The organism is Modicisalibacter sp. (assembly GCF_055145905.1).
Window position 1 is genome coordinate 1 of the sequence record NZ_JBSREH010000005.1, and the last position, 21,583, is coordinate 21,583.

Annotated in this window: 17 protein-coding genes; 4 read left to right on the plus strand and 13 right to left on the minus strand. The window is 70.0% G+C overall.

All coding sequences use genetic code 11. The features are described 5' to 3' along the window. Positions 1–257: 257 nt before the first annotated feature. Both fabB and fabA read right to left on the minus strand, forming a co-directional pair. The gene (gene fabB, locus ACTCB7_RS03735; RefSeq protein WP_463005594.1) at positions 258–1,475 is read right to left on the minus strand and encodes a beta-ketoacyl-ACP synthase I; all 1,218 of its coding nucleotides are present in this window, start codon (positions 1,473–1,475) and stop codon (positions 258–260) included. Between the two features lie 13 nt (positions 1,476–1,488). After that, positions 1,489–2,004, minus strand: coding sequence for a 3-hydroxyacyl-[acyl-carrier-protein] dehydratase FabA (gene fabA / locus ACTCB7_RS03740; RefSeq protein ID WP_463005595.1), 516 nt, complete (start codon positions 2,002–2,004; stop codon positions 1,489–1,491). Between the two features lie 219 nt (positions 2,005–2,223). Between fabA and ACTCB7_RS03745 the strand changes: the two genes are divergently transcribed. Next, positions 2,224–4,053, plus strand: coding sequence for a putative bifunctional diguanylate cyclase/phosphodiesterase (locus ACTCB7_RS03745; protein ID WP_463005596.1), 1,830 nt, complete (start codon positions 2,224–2,226; stop codon positions 4,051–4,053). A gap of 27 nt (positions 4,054–4,080) precedes the next feature. Here the strand turns inward: ACTCB7_RS03745 and ACTCB7_RS03750 are convergent, their stop codons facing one another. From ACTCB7_RS03750 to ACTCB7_RS03790, 9 genes are all read right to left on the minus strand, one after another. Next, positions 4,081–5,352, minus strand: a complete 1,272-nt coding sequence (locus ACTCB7_RS03750) for a class I SAM-dependent methyltransferase (RefSeq protein ID WP_463005597.1) — start codon at positions 5,350–5,352, stop codon at positions 4,081–4,083. Further along, entirely contained in the window at positions 5,349–6,161 is an 813-nt protein-coding gene (locus ACTCB7_RS03755) for a DUF1365 domain-containing protein (RefSeq protein ID WP_463005598.1), read from the minus strand. Before ACTCB7_RS03755 ends, ACTCB7_RS03750 begins: the two co-directional genes overlap by 4 nt. Beyond that, complete coding sequence (locus ACTCB7_RS03760; RefSeq protein WP_463005599.1) at positions 6,158–7,471, minus strand: NAD(P)/FAD-dependent oxidoreductase; 1,314 nt, start codon at positions 7,469–7,471, stop codon at positions 6,158–6,160. The genes ACTCB7_RS03755 and ACTCB7_RS03760 overlap by 4 nt, the downstream gene beginning before the upstream one ends. After that, positions 7,468–8,265 carry an SDR family NAD(P)-dependent oxidoreductase gene (locus ACTCB7_RS03765; RefSeq protein WP_463005600.1) on the minus strand — a complete coding sequence of 266 codons (798 nt, stop codon included), beginning with the start codon at positions 8,263–8,265 and terminating at the stop codon, positions 7,468–7,470. The genes ACTCB7_RS03760 and ACTCB7_RS03765 overlap by 4 nt, the downstream gene beginning before the upstream one ends. A gap of 25 nt (positions 8,266–8,290) precedes the next feature. Further along, positions 8,291–8,719 carry a nuclear transport factor 2 family protein gene (locus ACTCB7_RS03770; protein ID WP_463005601.1) on the minus strand — a complete coding sequence of 143 codons (429 nt, stop codon included), beginning with the start codon at positions 8,717–8,719 and terminating at the stop codon, positions 8,291–8,293. A 179-nt stretch (positions 8,720–8,898) separates the two neighbouring features. Further along, entirely contained in the window at positions 8,899–10,314 is a 1,416-nt protein-coding gene (phrB, locus tag ACTCB7_RS03775; RefSeq protein ID WP_463005602.1) for a deoxyribodipyrimidine photo-lyase, read from the minus strand. Positions 10,315–10,338: 24 nt separating this feature from the next. Continuing rightward, a complete protein-coding gene (locus ACTCB7_RS03780; protein ID WP_463005603.1) occupies positions 10,339–11,250 on the minus strand; it encodes a MerR family transcriptional regulator in 912 nt (303 codons plus the stop codon). A 123-nt stretch (positions 11,251–11,373) separates the two neighbouring features. Next, entirely contained in the window at positions 11,374–11,754 is a 381-nt protein-coding gene (locus ACTCB7_RS03785; protein ID WP_463005604.1) for a sirohydrochlorin chelatase, read from the minus strand. After that, positions 11,747–12,778 (minus strand): NAD(P)/FAD-dependent oxidoreductase, encoded by a 1,032-nt coding sequence (locus tag ACTCB7_RS03790; protein WP_463005605.1) that lies wholly within the window; start codon positions 12,776–12,778, stop codon positions 11,747–11,749. Before ACTCB7_RS03790 ends, ACTCB7_RS03785 begins: the two co-directional genes overlap by 8 nt. Before the next feature lie 128 nt (positions 12,779–12,906). On the opposite strand from ACTCB7_RS03790, the gene ACTCB7_RS03795 reads away from it, so the two are divergent. Then, entirely contained in the window at positions 12,907–13,818 is a 912-nt protein-coding gene (locus ACTCB7_RS03795) for a TIGR01777 family oxidoreductase (RefSeq protein ID WP_463005606.1), read from the plus strand. Positions 13,819–13,944: 126 nt separating this feature from the next. Here the strand turns inward: ACTCB7_RS03795 and rapA are convergent, their stop codons facing one another. Together rapA and ACTCB7_RS03805 are read right to left on the minus strand one after the other, a co-directional pair. After that, positions 13,945–16,881: an RNA polymerase-associated protein RapA gene (gene rapA, locus ACTCB7_RS03800; RefSeq protein ID WP_463005607.1), complete on the minus strand. Its 2,937-nt coding sequence runs from the start codon at positions 16,879–16,881 to the stop codon at positions 13,945–13,947. 133 nt (positions 16,882–17,014) lie between these two features. Further along, complete coding sequence (locus tag ACTCB7_RS03805; protein WP_463005608.1) at positions 17,015–17,821, minus strand: TlpA family protein disulfide reductase; 807 nt, start codon at positions 17,819–17,821, stop codon at positions 17,015–17,017. 323 nt (positions 17,822–18,144) lie between these two features. Here ACTCB7_RS03805 and ACTCB7_RS03810 point away from each other — a divergent pair, with 323 nt between their 5' ends. Both ACTCB7_RS03810 and ACTCB7_RS03815 read left to right on the plus strand, forming a co-directional pair. After that, complete coding sequence (locus tag ACTCB7_RS03810; RefSeq protein WP_463005609.1) at positions 18,145–19,446, plus strand: ATP-grasp domain-containing protein; 1,302 nt, start codon at positions 18,145–18,147, stop codon at positions 19,444–19,446. Positions 19,447–19,482: 36 nt separating this feature from the next. Then, on the plus strand, positions 19,483–21,525 hold the full coding sequence (locus tag ACTCB7_RS03815) for a CocE/NonD family hydrolase (RefSeq protein WP_463005610.1): 2,043 nt from the start codon (positions 19,483–19,485) through the stop codon (positions 21,523–21,525). Positions 21,526–21,583 lie beyond the last annotated feature (58 nt).

Consider the following 21,583-nt stretch of genomic DNA (forward strand, 5'->3'; position numbering starts at 1 on the left):
AGCTGGCACGCATCGCCTTTTCACTGATGAAGCATGAGACGGGATATCGCCCTCCAAGCCCCATCAAGGCTTGACGGGCAACATAGAATCTCCCACGGCTTTGCTTCCCCTGGTGAGGTGGCTCTGGGGGGAGGGGATTTATCCCCGACGGCGGGGCCCCGGGGCTGACTCATCGCGACTGAAGTCGCTCCCATGATGATATGCAAAACGCCCGGCCAATTGGCCGGGCGTCTCGGTTCAGCGGGAGCGGGAGCCGCTCAGTCGCGGAACTTCTGCAGCACCAGGCAGGCGTTGGTGCCGCCGAAGCCGAAGCTGTTGGAGAGCACGCGCTCCAGGTTCACGCCGTCGCGCCGCCGGGTGACGATGTCGAAGCCGTCGGCCTGGTCGTCGAGCGAGTCGATGTTGGCCGAGGCGGCGACGAAGTCGTTCTTCATCATCAGCAGCGAGTAGATCGCTTCCTGAACCCCGGTGGCCCCCAGCGAGTGGCCGGTGAGCGACTTGGTGGAGCTCATCGCCGGTGTGGCGTCGCCGAATACCTCGCGGATCGCCTTGAGCTCGGCGACGTCGCCGACCGGCGTGGAGGTGCCGTGGGTGTTGATGTAGTCGATGTCGCCGTCGACGGTGGCCATGGCCTGGCGCATGCAGCGCGCCGCGCCCTCGCCGGAGGGCGCGACCATGTCATAGCCGTCGGACGTGGCGCCGTAGCCGACCACCTCGGCGTAGATTGTCGCGCCGCGGGCCCGGGCGTGCTCGAGGTCCTCGAGCACCACCATGCCGCCGCCGCCGGCGATGACGAAGCCGTCGCGGTCCTTGTCGTAGGGGCGCGAGGCCTTCTCGGGGCTGTCGTTGTAGCCGGTGGACAGCGCGCCCATGGCGTCGAACAGGCACGACAGGGTCCAGTGCTCCTCCTCGCCGCCGCCGGCGAAGACCACATCCTGCTTGCCGAGCTGGATCTGCTCGACGGCGTTGCCGATGCAGTGTGCCGAGGTGGCGCAGGCCGAGGAGATCGAGTAGTTCACGCCCTTGATCTTGAACGGCGTGGCCAGGCAGGCGGATACCGTGCTGCCCATGGTGCGGGTGACGCGGTAGGGGCCGACGCGGCGCAGGCCTTTCTCGCGCAGGATATCCGCCGCCTCGACCTGATTGGCGCTGGAAGCGCCGCCGGAACCGGCGATCAGCCCGGTGCGCTCGTTGGACACCTGCTCGGGGGTGAGTCCGGCATCCTCGATCGCCTGGGCCATCGCCACGTAGGCGTAGGCTGCCGCATCGCCCATGAAGCGGCGCTGCTTGCGGTCGACCAGGGCATCGAGGTCGATGTCGACCACGCCGGCCACATGGCTGCGAAAGCCCATGTCGGCGTACTGGTCCTTGAAGCGAATGCCGGAGCGCCCCGCCTTGAGCGCGTCCAGAACCTGGTGCTGGTCATTGCCCAGGCAGGAGACGATGCCCAGGCCGGTGACTACCACTCGTTTCATGGAAGCCTCCTGATCAGAAATTCGCAGTGGAGGTGAACAGACCGACACGCAGGTCGTTGGCCTGGTAGATGTCCCGGCCGTCGACCGACACGGTTCCATCGGCGATACCCAGGATCAACCGCCGCGTGATCACCCGCTTGATGTTGATGTGATAGGTAACCTTGCCGGCGTCCGGCAGGATCTGGCCCGAGAACTTGACCTCGCCGCAGCCCAGTGCGCGGCCACGGCCCGGATGGCCCAGCCAGCCCAGATAGAAGCCGACCAGCTGCCACATGGCGTCCAGGCCCAGGCAGCCGGGCATGACCGGATCGCCGGGGAAGTGGCAATCGAAGAACCACAGGTCCGGATGGATATCCAGCTCGGCGATCAGCTCGCCCTTGCCGTGCTCGCCACCGGTTTCCTGAATGCTGGTGATGCGGTCGAGCATCAGCATGTTGGGGGCCGGCAGCTGGGCGTTGCCCGGGCCGAAGAGCTCACCGCGGCTGCAAGCCAGCAGTTCTTCGTAACTAAAGGAGTGTTGCTTGCTCACTGAGTCGTTCCGAGAGTCAGAATTGTTGTGCCCCGCACTCTGCGCGACGCGCCTAGTCTACTGGCAGCGTGAAGCGAATGCACGCCGGGCCCCAAGGCTAGTGGGCACCGGCGGCCGGCGCAACGCATCTTTGGACGGAGGTCGGCTTGCGCCGGGGTTCGCGAGCGGGGCATGATGCGTGGGTTTTTACCCTCTCGAGAAACCGCACGATGAAACACCATGTGGCCCGCCTTCACGCTTAATCGCCCGACCAGCTGGATGGGGCTGGCCGCCCTGTCGGCGATGGTCTGGCTGCCGTTTCTCGGGTTGCGTCTGGCGGCGCTGGGCATCGTCGCCGTGGCCCTGGTCGACGGCTGGCGGCAGATCCGTCGGGAGCACCAGCGCCGCCGGCTCAGCGAGGAGGCGCTCAAGCTCTCCGGCGACGGGGTGATCATCGCCGACCGCCACAACCGCATCCTCGGCATCAACCCCGCGTTCACCCAGATCACCGGCTATACCCGCGAGGAAGTGCTGGGGATGGACGCCTCGATGCTCTCCTCGGGTCGTCACGACAAGGCCTTCTATGAGCGCTACTGGCAGACCCTGCAGGCCACCGGGCGCTGGGAGGGCGAGATCTGGAACCAGCGCAAGCACGGCGACCAGTTTCCCGAGTGGCTGCGCATGCAGGCCTGTCACGACGTCAAGGGTCGGGTCAGTCACTATGTGGGCCTGTTCACCGACATTTCCCGCCACAAGGCCCGCGAGCAGGATCTGCGTCGCATCGGTTTCGAGGACCCGCTGACCGGGCTGCCCAACCGCCGCCGGCTGCACGACCTGCTGACCTCGCGACTCAATCGCCTGCGGGCCGGCGAGGGGCTGGACCTGGCGCTGATCGACATCGACGCCTTCAAGGCGATCAACGACGCCCTCGGCGTGGATGACGGCGACCGCTTGCTGGCACGCTTCGGCCAGCGTCTGGCGGCGTTCGTTGCCGGCGGTGTGGTCGGTCGGCTGGGCGGTGACGAGTTCATGGTCATCCGCACCACCACCTTCGACGATCACGAAACCTGGGTGACCAGCCTGCGCGACCACATGAGCGAGCCGTTCGACATGGCCGGCAATGCGCTGCGCCTGGGGCTGACCATCGGCAGCTGCCGGGCGCCGGACGACGGCCGCGAGTCCGGCGTGCTGTTCCAGCGCCTGGAATCGGCGCTGTATACCGCCAAGCGCCACGGCCGCAACCACAACCGGCGCTTCCGGCCGTCGCTGGAGGTCGAGGGCGACCGCCAGCTGGAGCTGGTCAACGAGCTGCGGCGTGCCCTGGCCCAGGGCGACCAGCTCGAGCTGTACTACCAGACCCAGCATCGTCTCGAGGACGGCGGCCTGGTGGGCATGGAGGCGCTGCTGCGCTGGCGCCATCCCCAGCAGGGCATGATCTCGCCGGGGGATTTCATCCCGCTGGCCGAGCGCCACGGCCTGATGGCCGCGCTGGGCAACTGGGTCATCGATCGCGCCGTGGCGCAGCTGGCCAACTGGCAGGCCGCCGGCATGCCGCGGGTGCCGGTGTGGGTCAACATCTCGGCGCTGCAGCTGATCCAGGGCGATCTGGAGGCGCGGCTGGCGGCGGCGCTGACGCGTCATCACGTGCCCGCCGCCCTGCTGGGGCTGGAGCTGACCGAATCGGTGCTGCTCGACGAACGTGCCGGTGACGTCTCGCCACGCCTGGAGGCACTGCGTGCCCAGGGCCACCCCATCGCCATCGACGACTTCGGCACCGGCTATTCGTCGCTGGCCTATCTCAAGCGCCTGCCGATCGACAAGCTCAAGCTCGACCGCGCCTTCATCCGCGCGCTGCCCGAGGATGTCGCCGATGCGGCGATCGTCGCGGCGGTGCTGGCGATGGCCCGCGGCCTGTCGCTCGAGGTGATCGCCGAAGGCGTGGAGACCCAGCCCCAGCGCGACTTCCTGATCGCCGAGGGCTGCCTCTATACCCAGGGCTTCCTGTTCGCTCGACCCCAGCCCGCGGCGGAGGTCGAGTCCCGCTACCTGCGCGCCCTGCAGACCGCCTGAACCGTTGCCGGCAACGCCCCGGTCCCGTCAGGGGGCGCCGGTCCGCGGCGCCGGGCGGGCGCCGGGCTTGGCCAGCAGCAGCTGGCAGGTGCCGATGGTGCGTTCGCGAAAGCCTCCCTCGCAGTAGCTCAGATAATAGCGCCACAGGCGGATGAAGCGTTCGTCGTAGCCCAGTCGCCGTACGGTGTCGAGACGCGCCTCGAAGCGTCGCCGCCACTCGTTCAGGGTGCGGGCGTAGTGAGGGCCGATCTCTTCCAGATCGATCAGGTTCAGCGTGCTGTGCCGGGTCATGGCCTCGAGAATCGCGGTGTGCGAGGGCAGGAAACCGCCGGGAAAGATGTAGCGCTTGATGAAGTCCGCCTCGCGCCGGGCCGCCGTGTAGCGCTGGTCGCGGATGGTGATCGCCTGCAGCGCCGCCAGGCCATCGTCGACGAGCAGCCGGTCCAGCGTCGCCAGGTAGGCAGGCAGGTACTGGTGGCCCACGGCCTCGATCATCTCCACCGAGACCAGGCGGTCGAAGCGGCCCTGGAGTTCACGATAGTCCTGCTTGAGCAGGGTGATGCGATCCTCGAGTCCGGCGGCGGCGATGCGCGCGGCGACGTCGGCGTACTGTTCGTCGGACAGGGTGGTGGTGGTCACCCGACAGCCGCGCGTGCGCGCGGCGTGGATCGCCAGTCCGCCCCAGCCGGTGCCGATCTCCAGCAGGTGGTGCTCGGCACGTACCTCCAGCTTGTCGAGCAGGTGGTCGAGCTTGCCGGTCGAGGCCGTTTCCAGGTCGGCGTCGGCCGTGGGGAACAGCGCACTCGAGTACATGCGATGCTCGCGGTCGAGGAACAGCGCGAAGAGTTCGTTGCCGAGGTCGTAGTGCGCCTGGATGTTGCGCCGCGAGCCGCGCCGGGTGTTGCGCCGCAGGGCGTGCAGGGCGCGCAGCGCAAGCCGTGCCAGCCACGCGCTGCCGCTCTCGAAGCGGTCGTTGACGTGGGCGATGTTGCGGGCGAACAGCCGCGTGAGGGTGACCAGGTCGTCCGCTTCCCAGTCGCCGTCCATGTAGGCCTCGGCGGCGCCCACGGTACCGCCCAGCGCCAGCCGTCGCCAGGCACGCGGGCGGTGCAGCACCACGGTGACGTTCAGGTCGCCCCCGCGGCCGAGCCGATGGTGGGTGGCGCCGTCGATCAGCAGCAGCCGGCCGCCCTCGAGGGCATCCAGGCGGGCCAGCAGGCGGGGCTTGAGGCGCTTCAGCAGCCAGTCGTCGCGCCGGGCGGCCGGGCGACGCAGGGGAAGGGGGCGCAGTGAGGTCACGGTCGGCTCTCCTCGGTGGCGGCGTCGGGGCGCTTGCGGGTGGAGCGGCCGCCGCCGGGGTGGTCATGGACGGGGACGCGCTTGAGCCACAGACGCAGGGCTTCCCAGTGGATGGCAGCGACCGTCTTGAGGCTCATCAACGGGTGACGGGCCAGGCTGCGCAGCAGCGCGGCGCGGGTTGCCGGCTGCCCCTCGAGCGTCAGGGTGGCGTCGAAGTGCCGGACTCCCGAGCGGTGGGCCTCCATGTGCAGATACAGGTGCCGGCCCGGCGCGTTGAAGCGCCAGTGATAGGTCATGTCCATGGGGTTGAACGGCGAGACGTGCAGCGCCTTGGTGAAGTGGGCGGCATGGCCGTGGCGGGCGGGGTCGACCTCGCAGGCGTAGACCTGGCGCTCGCCCCAGGGCGTGTTGGTGACCTCGCCGAGCAGGGCGCGCAGCTGGCCGTGGCGGTCGTGGACGTAATAGAGGGTGATCGGGTTGAAGACCATGCCGAACAGGCGCAGCTGGGTGAGCACGGCGATTCGACCGTCGGCACGGGCCGCCACCGTCTCGCCCAGTTCCTGGCGCAGGCGCTCGCGCACTGCCTCGTCCAGCGGCCGGTCGTGGGGGCCGAGGTAGTCCTCACGGCGAAAGCGCGCCGGTGCCGGGCGACGCGCGCTGAAGCCGGGCACGCCGTCGAACAGCGCGGGCAGCTCGTCGAGCTCCAGCCAGAGCATCCACAGCCGGTAGGTGAAGGCGTGTGCCCTCGGCACCGTCCGCCGGTGACGCAGCTCGCCGCGATAGATGCGGCTGCGTGGGGGCGCCTTCATGCCGGTGTCTCCATGACGGGCGCGCCGGCCGGCGAGGCCGCGGCCTCCGGCGCCGTGCCCAGGGCCGCGGCGACCCGCCAGGCGCTCCATACCCCGTCCTCGTGAAAGCCGTTGCGCCAGTAGGCGCCGCAGTAGTGGGTGCGCCGGGCGGTATCGGAGATCTCGGCATGGCGACCCTGGGCGGCGATGCCGTCGAGGGTGAAGCACGGATGCGCGTAGCGGTAGCGGCCGAGGATGCGTTCGGGGTCGATGCTGGCGGTGTCGTTGAGGGTGACGCAGACGGTGTGAGGCGCATCGATCCCCTGAAGGATGTTCATGTCGTAGGTCACCGACACCCGGGCATCGTCGCCGCGGCCGTCAAGGCGGTAGTTCCAGCTCGCCCAGGTACGGCGCCGGCGTGGCAGCAGCCGGGTGTCGGTGTGCAGCACCACGTCGTTGTCCTGATAGGGCAGGGCGCCCAGGATCTCGCGTTCGGCGGGACTGGGGTCGGCAAGCAGTGCCAGTGCTTGGTCGGCATGGCAGGCCAGCACCACCTGATCGAAGCGGGCCTCGCCGCGGGTCGTGGACAGGGTGACGCCCTCGGCGTCACGCCGGATCGTCCGCACCGGGCAGTCGAGCGCGATGCGCTCGGCGTAGGGCCGGGTGAGGGCGGGGATGTAGCGCCGCGAGCCGCCGGGGATGGTGTACCACTGCGGCCGGTCGTCGATCGACAGCAGGCCGTGGTGGTGAAAGAAGCGCACGAAGAACGCCAGCGGGAAGGCGTCGAGCTCGGCGATGCTGGCCGACCAGATCGCCGCGCCCATGGGCAGCAGGTAGCGTTCGCGGAAGTCCGCGCCGTAGCCGTTGCGGTCCAGGTAGGCGCCGAGGGTGAGCGATGCGTCCAGGCGGCCGCTGTCGAGATCATGCGTCGCCTCGCGGTTGAAACGCAGGATGTCGGCGAGCATGCGGTAGAAGCGCGGGCGCAGCAGGTTGCGGCGCTGGGCGAACAGCGTGGCCAGGGTATGCCCGTTGTACTCGAAGTCACGCCGGGCATCGTGCACCGAGAAGCTCATCTCGGTGGGCCGGGCGGGCACGCCGAGCCGGGTCAGCAACCGGTTGAAGTGCGGGTAGGTACGGTCGTTGAAGACGATGAACCCGGTGTCCACGGCATAGTCGCGGCCGCCGAGGGTGATGTCGACGGTGGCGGTATGGCCGCCGAGGCGTGAACCGGCCTCGAACAGCGTGACGTGGTGGCGGGCCGATAGGTAGTGGGCCGCGGCCATGCCGCTGATGCCGCTGCCGACCACCGCGATGTGCTGGGCGTGACTCATGAGACGGTCTCCGTGTGGTGCCGGCGGCGTACCAGACGCCGGCCCAGGCGTAGCCGCAGTCCCGGCGGCAGCAGGCCGGCCAGCTTCACCAGAGCGGTGAAGCGGCGCGGGAAGTGGATGTCCAGACGGCGGCGCTCCAGGCCGTCGAGGATCGCCTGGGCGGCGGTGTCCGCGTCGATGCGCAGCGGCATGGCGAAGTCATTGCGTTCAGTCAGTGGCGTGGCCACGAAGCCGGGATGCACGAGGCTGACGCCGATGCCCTCGTCGGCCAGGTCGATGCGCAGCGACTCGAGGAAGTGGCTGAGCGCGGCCTTGGAGGCGCCGTAGGCCTCGGCCCGGGGCAGCGGCAGGTAGGCGGCGGCGCTCGACACCGCAGCCAGCAGCGGGGGCAGGGCATCCGGGGCGCGGGCCCGGCGCAGCAGCGGCAGGGCGGCGTCGATCACCCGGATGGCGCCGTGGAAATTGACCGCGAAGACCCGCTCCACCAGCGCCGTATCGAAGCGGCGGACGTCCAGGTATTCGCAGGTACCGGCGACATGCAGCAGCACGTCCAGGCCGCCGAAGCGCGCACCGAGCGTGTCGGCGGCTTCGTGCACCGAGGCAGGGTCGGTCAGGTCGCAGGGCAGCACCAGCGCGTCCGGGTACTGACCGGCCAGGCGTTCGAGCGGTTCGCGGCGGCGCGCGCTCAGTGCCACCCGGTGGCCCTGTTCGAGCAGTCGGCGGGCGAGCGCCTCGCCGATCCCCGAGCTGGCGCCGACGAGCCAGATGCGCCGCCGGCCGGACAGTCCCTGCATGATGATCCCCTCCTTGCGTCGCCGGTCAGGCCAGGCGGCGCTTCAGGTACCGAATCGCGCCGCCGAGCAGCGGCACGTGCTCGTAGAGCAGCGCGCCGGCATCGAAGTAATCGTGATGCTCGCGGACCCGCTCGGCCTCGAAGCGCAGGTACGAGCAGCCCTCCACCGTGACGGGATCACCGCCGGCCAGCGCCGGGTGCGTCACCGTCAGGATCCAGCGGACGAAGGCTTGATCGCCGTCGCGCAGCCGTTCCGCGAACGTGAAGCGGCACTCGCCCACCCGCTCGTAGAGCGTGTCGAAGTAGCGGATCAGTGCCTCCCGGCCTTCGATGCGGTGCCAGGGGTCGCGGAAACTCACATCCGCAGTGTAAAACTCTGCGAGTCGATTTGTACAGGTTTTGTCCAGCTTATTGTAGAAGGCGCAGAACGCCTCCAGGGACGGATCTCGGGTCATCGTCGCCTCCTGGATATGATTGAAACGGTCGGTACATGAGCTTTACGGCAGCAAGCTTGCGCGAGGGCGCTGTGAACCCCTCCTTGGGCGCTACCTTTGCCATCCATGGCAAAGGACCCTCGCTTCACCTTGCTGCCGATGTTCAGACAGCAAAAGTGAGCCTTGAATTAACAAACGGTCTAGCTCCTGGGCAGGGCCTTGAAGGCCGCCAGGGCGCGTTCCCGGGCGGCCTTGTGGTCGACGATCGGCGGCGGGTAGTCGGCCGCCCCCAGGGCGTCACGCGGCGGAGCGTGCCGTGCCTTGGCGGGCAGGTCGGCGAGCTCGGGCAGGTATTCGGCGAGGAAACGCCCGTCGGGGTCGAAGCGCCGCGACTGGGTGGTGGGGTTGAAGATACGGAAGTAGGGCGCGGCATCGGTGCCGGTGGAGGCCGCCCACTGCCAGCCGCCGTTGTTGGCGGCAAACTCGCCGTCGACCAGATGGCGCAGGAAGAAGGCCTCGCCGCGGCGCCAGTCGATCAGCAGGTGCTTGGTCAGAAACATCGCCGTGACCATGCGCAGACGATTGTGCATCCAGCCGGTGCGCACCAGCTGGCGCATCGCCGCGTCGACCAGCGGGTAACCGGTTCGCCCTTCGCACCAGGCGCGGAAGGCATCGTCATCGTCGCGCCAGGCGAGGGCCTCGGTGTGGTGCTGGAAGGGGCGGTGACGGCAGACCTCGGGGAAGCCGACCACGATGTGCTGGTAGAACTCGCGCCAGACGAGCTCGTTGATCCAGCCGGTGAGCCCTGCGTCGCCGTCGCCGAGGTGCCCGCCGTTTTCCGCCATCGCCGCCTGCAGGCACTGGCGGTGAGAGAGCATGCCCAGCGCCAGGTAGGGCGAGAGCTCGCTGGTGCCGGCGATGGCCGGCTGGTCGCGTTGTTCGTGGTAGTGGCGCGCCCGATAGCGCAAAAAGCGCGCCAGTCGGTCGGCGGCGGCCGTCTCGCCGGCGGGCCACAGTCGGGCATCCACCGGCGTGTCGGCCAGGCGTGGCGCGTCCGGCAGCGCCTCGGCGGCGATCGGCAGCGCGGCCTGCACGGTCGGCGCGTCGCGCAGGGCCAGCCGTTCGGCGTCGATCTGGCGGTGCCAGGCTCGGGCGAACGGGGTGAAGACGCTGTAGTAGTGCCCCTGGCCGGTCAGCAGCTCGCCGGGTTCGAAGGCCACGGCATCGGTCCAGGCGTGGCTGGCCAGTCCGGCCTCGCGGAAGGCCGCCTGCACGGCGGCGTCGCGCCGGGCTTCGTTCAGCGGGTATTCGCGATTGAAGTGCAGCGCGGCGACGTCATGCTCGCGGGCGATGGCCAGCAGGGGCTCGGCGGCGGCCGAGAAGTCGCCGATGTCGCGCTGCAGCAGCGGGATATGGTAGCCGGCCAGGGCCTCGCCGAGCGCCGCCACGCCGCGACGCAGGAAGTCGATCTTGTTGGCCCCGTGCCCGTGGTCCTGCCACTGCGCCGGGCAGTGAAGGAACACGGCGATCACCGGCCCACGGCGGGCCGCGGCGGCCAGGGCCGTGTTGTCGAGGGTGCGCAGATCGCTGCGGAACCAGACAAGTTGACGGGCCATGGGGCACTCCTGCAGGGCGTGGGCTCAGCCGATCAGCGGGCGCAGCCGGTCGAGCGCCTGGGTGGGCTGATCGCCCAGGGCCTCCAGTGCGGTGTCCTCGATGTCGCCGGCGCGGATCCGGGTTACCGGTCCGGCCAGGCACACCGGTACCGGCAGCTGGTCGGCCAGCCGCGGCAGCTGGCGACGCACCACGTCGTTGCGTTCGGCCCGGCCGCTGAGCATGACCACGGCGGACGGGCGCAGGCGCTCCACCGCCAGCGGCCAGTCACCCTGGGGCAGCGGCGCATCGAACAGCTGCACTTGGTAACCGGCGTCGGCGGCGGCCAGCGCAAACAGCAGCGACCACAGCGAGCCGGGGTCGTCGGGCAGGCAGGCGACCACCACCAGGGCACCGCTGGAACGGAGATTGGCATGGTAGAGCCGGGTGCCGATGCGCGTGCGCAGAAAGGCACTCAGGAACTGGCGCTGGAGGCCGGCGCCCAGCTGGTCGCCCCAGCGCTCCTCGAGCTCGCCGATCAGCGGCTGCCACAGCTCGTGCAGGCAGGTGGCGACGGGATAGAGCGCCAGCCCCTGGTTGAACAGCGATTCCAGCCGGGCGCCGTCGAGGGCCTCGATGCCGGCCAGCAGCTGCCGGCGCTGGCCCTCCCAGTCGCCGCCGTCGTCGGTGAGGGGCTCGGGGGGCGTCTCGGGCTGATCGAGCAGGTCGCGCACCTGGCTGACCGGCACCCCCCGGTTGAGCCATTGCAGGATGCGTTCGACACGCTGGATGTCGTCGCGGGCGTAGAGACGGTGCCCCTTGGGAGTGCGCTGGGGGCGGATCAGGCCGTAGCGGCGCTCCCAGGCCCGCAGGGTGACGGAGTTGACCCCTGTCAGGCGGGAAACTTCGCGAATCGGATACAGCGGGGCGCCGGTCGGATCCGTTGACTTGTCACTCATGCGCACTCGGGCCTCTTGCAGTCCAACGACACGGCCCGCCTCCCGGGGGCCGTTATCATCTACAGAATGGGGGAGATAGTTGTACAAGGCAACCGCGTTGTACAAATCGTCTTCGCGTCCATTCTATCGCGACGCCGTGGGGTGTGCGCGACTCTCGATAATCGCCGCCAGGGCGTCGACGAAGGCGGAATGCTCGCCCACCGGGGGCAGCAGCGTTAGTGCAAGGTCGGGGTGCTCGGCGCTCAGGCGCTCGAGCTGGCCGGGCACGTCCTCGCGCAGGTGGCGGCCGGCGGCGAAGAACAGCGGCAGAATCTCGGCGCGGCGGCAGCCGGCGGCGGCCAGCTCGGCGGCGACGCTGTCCAGCGACGGCTCGCAGAGCTCCATGTAGGCCAGGCGCAGCGGGCGTTCGAGGCGTTCGGCCAGGGACTGGCTCAGGTTGTCGAAGGGCGCGCGCCAGCGCGGGTCGCGGGACCCGTGGGCGAGCAGGATCAGGGCGTCATGCATGCAGGTTCTCCTTGTCGGCGAGTCGAGTGGCCAGATGGTGGCCCAGAGCGTGGCCGGACAGCCAGGCGTCCTCGATGCGTCCGTCCCGCCAGGCGTCGCCGCACAGCGCCAGGCCGTTGCCACCCGACCGGTAGCCGGGCCCGTCGCTGTCCGCTGTCACCGGCTGGGCGTAGCGCCAGCGATGTGCCGTGAGCAGCTCGGCGGCGGGCAGGGGCGCGGGATACTGCGCGGCGAAGGCGGCGAGCAGGGCTGCGGCCACCGTGTCGGGATCGTCCTCCAGATGATCGATACTCCAGGCGACGTCGGCGAGCAGAGTCAGGCTCTCGCTCTGGGCGTGGCGACCGGGCTTGGTGTGATTGCGGATGACGCGATGCAGCGGCCCCGTCGGGAAGGCGGCGGTCTGCCAGTCCGGTGCCGGAGCCTCGAGCGTCGGCAGCCGCGTGGAAAACCGGACGCAGGCGGCCCAGCAGGGCGTCATCGGGCGTTGCGTGCAGGCCGCCGCCAGTTCGGGGGCGATGGGGCCGAGCAGCACGGCGGCCTGGGGCGTCGGCAGGGCCAGCACCACGCCGGCGAAGGGGCCGTGGTGCGCGTTGGTCTCTGCCGCCAGCCACCAGCCCTCGGGTGTGGACCGAATGGCAATGATGCGCTGGCCGGTGTGTACCTCGAGCCCTTCGGCCAGGTGCCGGGCCAGGGCGCTCATGCGCGGCACCGCGGTGAAGCGCTCGGCGTCGGGTGCCGGCTGCCACCCGTCGGCGGTGACCCGCCACGGACGAGTCGGCCAGGGTGCGACGAGGCCGGCGTCCCGCCAGGCGCTCAGGGCTTGGCGAAACGCCGGGTGGCGTGCGGTGAAGTGCTGGGCGCCGAGGTCGAAGACGGTTTCGTCGACGCGGCGGTTGGCCAGGCGGCCGCCGGGGCCGCGGGCCTTGTCGAAGAGCTGCACGGCCCGACCGTGGTCGACGAGCACGCGGGCGCAGGCCAGGCCGGCGATACCGGCACCGATGATGGCAAGCGGGGCGACCGTCATGCGAGGCTCTCCTGTGCGGGGGCGGAAAAGGGCTGCCGAACAGGTAGTCGCCGGCACGCCGCGCCGACTAGACTAGCAAAGCGTACAACGTCTGTATAACTCGGCTTCAGCCAAGCCAAGGAGGCCCGATGCATGTGTTGATGACCGGCGGGACCGGCTTCGTGGGACGTCGGCTCGCCGAGCGGCTGGCCGCGGCCGGTCACACGCTGTCGGTGGTATCCCGTGACCCCGAGGCGGCGGCCCGGGTACTGCCGCCGGCGACCGCGATCCGTTCCCGAGTGCTCGACTTCCGCGATATCGGCGTCGAGGCGATCGTCAACCTGGCCGGCGAGCCGATCGCCGACAAGCGCTGGAGCGCGGCACAGAAGTGCCGCCTGGTCGACTCCCGGGTCGCCATCACCCGCGAGCTGGTGACGCTGTGCCACACGGCCGACGCGCCGCCCCGGGTGATGGTCTCGGGCTCGGCGATGGGCTATTACGGCGCTCAGGGCGAGCGGGTGGTGGACGAGGACACGCCGCCCCACGACGAGTTCGCCCACCGGCTGTGTGCCGAGTGGGAGGCGGCGGCCCGCGAGGCCGAGCCGGCCGGCGTGCGGGTGGCGCTGCTGCGCACCGGGCTGGTGCTGGATGCCGGCGGCGGCACCCTGGCGAAGATGCTGCCGCCGTTCCGGCTGGGCCTTGGGGGGCGCTTCGGCGATGGCCGCCAGTTCATGCCGTGGATCCACCGCGAGGATCACGTGCGCAGCATCGAGTTCCTGCTTGCGCGGGACGACCTTGACGGGCCGTTCAACGCCTCGGCCCCGCACCCGGTCACCAACGCCGAGTTCACCCGCACTCTGGCGCAGCGGCTGCATCGCCCGGCGCTGCTGCCGGTGCCGGGCAGGCTGCTCGAGCTGGCGCTGGGCGAGATGGCGCGACTGCTGCTTACCGGCGCGGACATGCGCCCGCGCCGGCTGCTCGATGCCGGCTTTCGCTTCGACTACGAGACGCTGGACGCCGCGCTCGCCGCGATCCTTTCGCGGGGCAAGCGTCGCGACTGACGTCGCTCCCACAATGCCCACAGGGAAGATGTCTCGATGGCTGCTTGTGGGAGGGGATTCATCCCCGAGGACGGAGCCCCGGGGCTTGCCTGTCGCGGATGAACTCGCTCCCGCAACGACGTGATGTTAGCGTCGAGTTTCCTTGTCCACCGTCACGATCACCCGCACCGCGTCGAGACGCAGCCGCGCGCCCTCGATGGCGGTGTCGAGGGCCGCGCGCTCGTCGCGCAGGGCATCGAGTTCGTCCTGACGCACCGAGGGGTTGTGGCGGGCCAGCGCCTGCAGGCGGGTCAGCTCGCCGTCGAGGCGTTCGCGCATGCGGCTCTGGGCGGCCTCGAGGATGGTCGGCAGCTCGCGCTCGGCCTCGCTCTCGCCGCGGGTCAGCAGGTCGCGGAGCTGCTCGTGGCGTGACTTGATCAGGTCGCGGGCCACCGCCTTCTTGACCTTCTGCAGGTTCTTGGCCAGTCCGGTGAACGAGACCTTGTCGGCCAGGTTGGCGCCGGATTCGTCGAGCAGCACGCGGATCGCCGTGGGCGGCAGGAAGCGGTCCACGTGCAGGTGCGTGGGCGCCGGGCAGTGGGTGCAGAAGACCAGCTCGGTGAGCACCCGGCCGGGCGGGATGGCGGGATGATCGAGCAGCGCCAGTGCCGTGTTGCCCATGGTGCCGGTGAGAATGCGGTCCATGATCTCGCGGGTCAGCGGGTGCTCCCAGGAGAGGTGCTGGACGTCGTCACGGGCCAGGGCGCGCTCGCGGGAGCGGGTGGCGGTGAAGCCTTCCTCGCCCTTCACCAGCCCCGGCAGGCCGTCGAGCATCTGCGGGCCGGCGCGCAGGTGCAGCAGTTCGCCGCCCAGGTCCTGGCTGTCGACACCGAAGATGTCCAGCGCCTGGTCCAGGTAGCGCGGCAGGGCGCGGTCCGCGTCGAGCTCGCGGATCGCCGTGGCGACGGCATCGGCGCGCTCGTTGCGGCAGGCGTTGAGCTCGAGCAGGCGGTTGCGTCCGGCGTTGCGTTCGGCCAGCTTGGCGTCGAACAGCGCGCGGGTCTCGTCGACCACCTCGGCGAGGGCGTCGTCGTCGAGTAGCGATTCGGCCAGATCATCACCGAAGGCGTCGAACAGGTCGCTGCCCACGCCATGGGGCGCGCTGAAGGCGTCCATGCCTTCCTGGTACCAGCGCAGCAGCCGCTCGCCGGGGCTGTCGGTGAACACCGGCACGTGGATCTCGATGGCGTGGCGCTGGCCGATGCGGTCCAGGCGGCCGATGCGCTGCTCGAGCTGGTCGGGATGCTGGGGCAGGTCGAACATCACCAGATGGCGGCAGAACTGGAAGTTGCGTCCTTCCGAGCCGATCTCCGAGCAGATCAGCAGCTGGCTGCCGTCCTCCGCGTCGGCGAAGTCGGCGGCGGCGCGGTCGCGCTCGACCAGTGTCAGCCCCTCGTGGAACACCGGGGCGTGGACACCGCCCAGCACGCGCAGCGCCTCGGCCAGATCGATGGCGGTCTGGCGGTCGTGGGCGATCACCAGCGCCTTGTCGCGGCCCATCTCGGTGAGCTGTTCGAGCAGCCAGGTGACGCGCGGGTCGATCTGCCACCAGGGCTCGCCGTTGAGCGGGTCGTCGTCCAGCGCCCGGTAGGTGGCGTCCAGATAGAGCATCACGTCGGGGTGATCGAGCCCGGTCTCGATCAGCAGTTCATCGAGAGAGTCCTCGTCGCGGGCGAGCTTGCGCAGCACGCGGCGGTAGGCCGAGGGCGGGTCGAGGCGCGTGACGTGCAGGCGCCGTTCGGGGAAGCCGCCGACATGGCGCCGGCTGTTGCGGAACATCACCCGGCCGGTGCCGTGGCGGTCGAGCAGCTGGTCACGCAGCTGGGTCCGTGCGGCCTCGCGCTGGGCGCTATCGCTCTCGGGGTCGGCCAGGGTGTCGAGCAGCGCCCGGCTGTCGGCGTCGTCGATGACCGTGGCGGCGGTGTCCAGTGCCGTTGCGTCGCCGGGCAGGGCGTCGAGGGCGTCGATGGCCTCGGCGACCCGCACGTAGCCGGCTTCCTCGGCGCGGAAGCGCTCGAGGTCATGGTAGCGGTCGGGGTCGAGCAGGCGCAGCCGGGCGAAGTGGCTCTCCAGGCCCATCTGCTCGGGGGTGGCGGTGAGCAGCAGCAGCCCCGGCGCCACGGCGGCCAGGCGCTCGACGCAGGCGTAGCCGGGGCCGCTCTCCTCCGGCGTCCAGTCCAGATGGTGGGCCTCGTCGACGATCAGCAGGTCCCAGGCGCAGGCCTCGGCCTGGCTCTGGCGATGCGGGTTGGCGAACAGCCACTGCTGGCTGGCGAGGATCAGCTGGCCGGCCTCGAAGGGGTTGGCCTCGCCATGGGCCTGGCTCTGGCGCTCGTCGAGCAGGGTGACCTCGATGGCGAAGCGGCGCAGCAGCTCGACCAGCCACTGGTGGGTGAGGCTGTCGGGGACCAGGATCAGCGCCCGCTCGGCGCGCCCGGTGAGCAGCAGGCGGTGCAGGATCAGCCCGGCCTCGATGGTCTTGCCCAGCCCCACCTCGTCGGCGAGCAGCACGCGCGGCGCGTGACGCCGCGAGACCTCGTCGGCGATATAGAGCTGGTGGGGAATCAGGTCGATCTTGGGGCCCGCCAGGCCCAGCGCCGGGTTCTGGCTGATGCGGTGGTGGTGATGCAGAGTGCGAAAGCGCAGGTCGAACCAGTCGTTGCGGTCGACCTGGCCGGTGAGCAGGCGATCGCGGGCCTGGTTGAACTGCATGCGGTCGGAGAGCTTGGCCTCGGAGAGCTCGTGCCACTCGCCGGCGGCGTCGAAGCCGATATAGATCACCAGGCCGTCGACTTCCTTGGTGTCGTCGACGGTCAGGGTGACACCCTCGGCGGACTCGATGTGATCGCCGCTGCCGAAGACCACGCGGGTCAGCGGTGCCTGACGCGCGCTGTAGGTGCGGGTTTCCTGGCTGGCGGCGAAGAGCACGGTGACGCTGCGGAAATCGACGTTGAGGATGGTACCCAGGCCCAGTTCGGCCTCGCCGTCGCTGATCCAGCGCTGGCCGGGAATGAAGTCGCTCATGGTGTCCTAAATGCTCGAAGAAATCGGGGCTTGCGGGCCGGCGGGCTTGCGGTCCCGGCCGCCCGGCGATGGGGCGCCGTATACTAACGCAAAGCGGCAGGCGGCTTAAGCGCCGCTCGCGCTTTCTCGCCGATCAGCGGTGGGCGAGCCGGGTCCAGCTGTCGAGCAGCGCCCGTGTCGGCTCCCCGGCGTGGCTCGCCACCCGGCGGCCGTGGCGATCGAACACCAGGGTCGCGGGTAGCCCGGGGGCGTGGCTCAGCGCCAGCCACTTTTCGTGCGGGTCGAGCAGCACCCGGGGCAGGGAGAGGCCGTGCCGGTCGAGATAGCGGCCGACGGCGAGCAGGCTGTCGCCCTCGGCGATCACCGCCACCCGGGCCTCGCCCCGCGCGGCGAGTGCCGCCAGGCGGGGCAGCGTATGCCGGCAGGCCCGGCAGCGCGTCTGGACGAGGGTGACGATCAGCGGCCGGTCGTCGGCGGGCGCGAGGGTGACGCTCTGCCCTTCGAGAGTGTCGAGGGCCAGGTCGGGCAGCCGGGCGAGGCCCGGTGCCGGGGCGAGTGGCTGCCAGATTGTCAGGCCCAGCCAGGCAAGGGCGGCGGCCACGAGCAGCCCCTGGGCGGCGAGCCGGGGGCGTCGGCGGTCGCGCAGGGCCCACGCACTCCAGGCCGCCGCGCCCAGCCAGCCGGCGAGCGGCTGGTAGCCCGGCAGCCAGGGGCGGAGCAGATCCAGCGGGGCGGCGAGCGAGGCCTCGGGGTGCAGGGCCGCATGGCCCAACCGGGCGGCGAGCAGGGCGAGAATCAGGCCGCCGCCGAACCAGACGGCGCGGCGTCGACGCGGCAGGCGAAGTACCAGCGTGGCGGCGATCAGTACGCCGCCGGCGATGAGCCCGGCGTAGAGGCGCGGCAGGGGGATCAGCCAGGAGCCGAGAGTGATGGCGTTCATGGGCGACGGGGGGTTCGAGCGATCGGGCGCATGGCGTGGGTGCAGCGGTGGCGGCGATACCGTGACCAGCCTACGGGGCGGGGCCCGGCTTGTCATGTTCCGTGGATTCAGGGGGCTGCTCCCGACCTGCGACGGTTTAGCGCGCCATTTCCCGCTGCCGGCGGCGAAAGCAACTATCCTGAGAGCGACGTTTCAGAGCACAACGTGATTTCAACGTTGCACGTCGGGATGCGGTCGGCCGGCGGCCGCTGCCTGCCGTGGCGCGTTCCTTTATCAGCTCCTCGCCGGCGTGGCGGGCCTGACGGGCCGCCCGGGAGGCTGCCGTGGGCCAGCGCAACATCTTCGTGGTCGGACTCAATGACTTCAATCGCGCGCGTCTCGAGCAGCTGCGCGGCGCGCAGGACTATCGCTTTCACGGCGTCATCGAACCCGCCGAGGTCTACGACACCGAGGTCTTTCCGATCGAGGACATGCTGTCGCGCGCCGAGGCCACGCTGCGCGACTTCGACGGCCCGGTGGACGCCATCGTCGGCTATATGGACTTTCCGGTGTCGACCATGCTGCCGCTGCTCTGCGAACGCTTCGGCACGCGCACGGCGAGTCTCGAGAGCCTGCTCAAGTGCGAGCACAAGTACTGGAGCCGGCTGGTCCAGCGCGAGGTGATCGGCAACTACATTCCGCGCTTCACCGCCTTCGATCCCTTCGACGACGAGGCGCTGTCGAAGATCGGCCAGGCGGGGCTCTACTTCCCGTTCTTCGTCAAGCCGATCAAGTCGTCGGGCTCGCGGCTGGGCTTTCGCATCGACAGCCCCGAGGACTTCATCATGGCGACCGGGCGGCTGCGCGACGAGATCGGCCTGATCTCCGAGCCGTTCAACTTCGTCCTCGAGCAGGCCAGCCTGCCCGAGGCGGTGCGTGCCGTGGACGGCGGCCACTGCATGGCCGAAGAGATCATCGGCGGCTGGCAGTGCACGGTGGAAGGCTATGTCTTCGAGGGCGAGGTGGTGCCCTACGGCATCGTCGACTCGATCCGCTATCCGCAGGTGCTGAGCTTCTTCTGCTACCGCTATCCGTCGCGACTGCCGGCGCGCATCCAGAGCCGGATGGAGGAACTCACCCGCACGATCATGGCCCACATTGGCTACGACAACGCGGCCTTCAACATCGAGTTCTTCTGGGACGAGGTCCAGAACCGCATCTGGCTGCTGGAGATCAATACCCGCATCTCGCAGTCGCACTGCGACCTGTTCGAGAAGGTCGACGGTGTCAGCCATCAGCAGGTCACCGTCGACCTGGCGCTGGGCCAGCGTCCCGACATGCCTCATCGCGAGGGCGAGTACGCGGTGGCCGGCAAGTTCTTCTACCGGGTGTTCTTCGTCGACGCCACGATCGTGAGCGTTCCCGATCCCGAGGCGATCGCGGCGCTGGAGCGGCGCTTCCCCGGCACCCACATCGAGCTTCAGGTCACCCCGGGCATGCGGTTGTCGGCGCTGCCCGAGCAGGACAGCTACAGCTATGCGCTGGCGCTGGTCTGGATGGGCGCGGACAGCGACGAGGCGCTGGAGGCCAACTACGCCCGGCTGGCCGAGGAACTGGTCTTCGCGTTCGAGGACATCATCGGCTGATGCCGAGGCGACAATCACACGGGGAAGGGGGAGCGTATGCGCATCGTCGAGACCTATTCGCGCCGGGTTCACGAGGAGGAGACCTGGATCACCCTGAGCGACGGGTGTCGGCTGGCGGTGCGCCTGTGGCGGCCGGTCGATGCCGAGCGTCACCCGGTGCCGGCGATCCTCGAGTATCTGCCCTATCGCAAGCGTGACCTGACCGCGAGCCGTGACGCCCAGACCCATCCCTACTGGGCCGGGCACGGCTACGCCGGGGTGCGGGTGGATATCCGCGGCAGCGGCGAGTCGGACGGCGTGCTCACCGACGAATACCTGCAGCAGGAACTCGACGACGGCCTCGAGGTGCTGCGCTGGATCGCCGCGCAGCCCTGGTGCACCGGCGATGTCGGCATGGTGGGCATCTCCTGGGGCGGCTTCAACGGCCTGCAGATCGCCGCGCTGCAGCCACCCGAGCTCAAGGCGGTGATCACCCTGTGCTCGACCGACGACCGCTATGCCGACGACGTCCACCACATGGGCGGCTGCCTGCTGGGCGACAACCTCTCCTGGGCCTCGACGATGTTCGACGCCAACGCCTGCCCACCGGATCCGGCGCTGGTCGGCGAGCGCTGGCGCGAGATGTGGATGGAACGTCTCGAGGGCAGCGGGTTGTGGCTGGCCACCTGGCTGGCCCACCAGCGCCGCGACGACTACTGGAAGCACGGCTCGGTGTGCGAGGACTTCTCGCGCATTCGCTGCCCGGTCTATGCCATCAGCGGCTGGGCCGACGGCTACTGCAATGCGGTTTTCCGGCTGCTGGACGGCCTCTCGGTGCCGCGCAAGGGGCTGGTCGGCCCCTGGGCGCACAAGTATCCGCACCTGGGGGTTCCCGGGCCGGCGATCGGCTTTCTCCAGGAGGCGCTGCGCTGGTGGGACCACTGGCTGAAGGGCAAGGATACCGGGATCATGGACGAACCCATGCTGCGCGTGTGGATGCAGGAATCGGTGCCGCCCTCGGCGCGCTACGACGTGCGCCCGGGACGCTGGGTCGCCGAACCTGACTGGCCGTCGCCGCGGATCGTGCCGACGCCATTCCGGCTGACCAGCGGCCACGACCTGGAGCCCGAGGTGGCGCGGATCGCTGCCGACAGCGATCTGGACGACATGCCGCTGACGATCCGCTCGCCGCTGTTCGTGGGCCTGTATGCCGGCAAGTGGTGCTCCTACAATGCGCCGCCCGACCTGCCCCACGACCAGCGCGACGAGGACGGCGGTGCGCTGATCTTCCAGACCGCGCCGCTCGAGCAGCCGCTGGAGATCTGCGGCCAGCCGGTGGTGGAGCTGGATCTGGAGGCCGATCAGCCGGTGGCGATGGTCGCGCTGCGCCTGATCGACGTCGGCGAGGACGACAAGGCGACGCGGGTCTCCTACGGCCTGCTCAATCTGACCCATCGCGACAGCGACGCGTTTCCCGAGCCGCTGGAGCCGGGTCGGCGATACCAGGTGCGTGTCCTGCTCAAGCACATCGCCCAGCAGTTCCCCGCGGGGCATGCGATCCGCCTGTCGCTGTCGAGCAGCTACTGGCCGCTGGCCTGGCCGGCGCCGATCCCGGCCAAGCTGACCCTGCATCCGGCCGAGTGCCGGCTGGTCCTGCCGTGTCGCGAGCCGCAACCCGCCGAGGAGGCGGCGCTGCCCGCCTTCGCCGATCCCGAGGGGGCGCCGCCGCTGGCGCGCACGCTGATCCAGCCCAGCCAGGAGGCCTGGCGGGTGATCCGCGACCTGGGCAACGACCGCACCACCCTGGAAGTGATCAACGACGAAGGCACCTACCGCCTCGACGACATCGACCTCGAGCTCGCGGTGCGGGTCACCGAGCGCTACAGCTACGCCTACGGCAACTACGACAGCCTGAGCGGCTGGACCGAATGGCGGCGCAGCTTCGCCCGCGGCGACTGGCAGGTGCACACCGTGGCCCGCACGCTGATGACCTCGGACGCCGAGCATTTCCGCCTGCGTGCCACCCTGGACGCCTACGAGGGCGAGAGCCGGGTGTTCGCCAAGACCTGGGACGAGACGATTCCCCGCGATCTGGTGTGACGTCGTCGCTGCGCCGGGCCGCCATCGGGATGCTGTCGCCGGTGGCGGCCCCACGGGC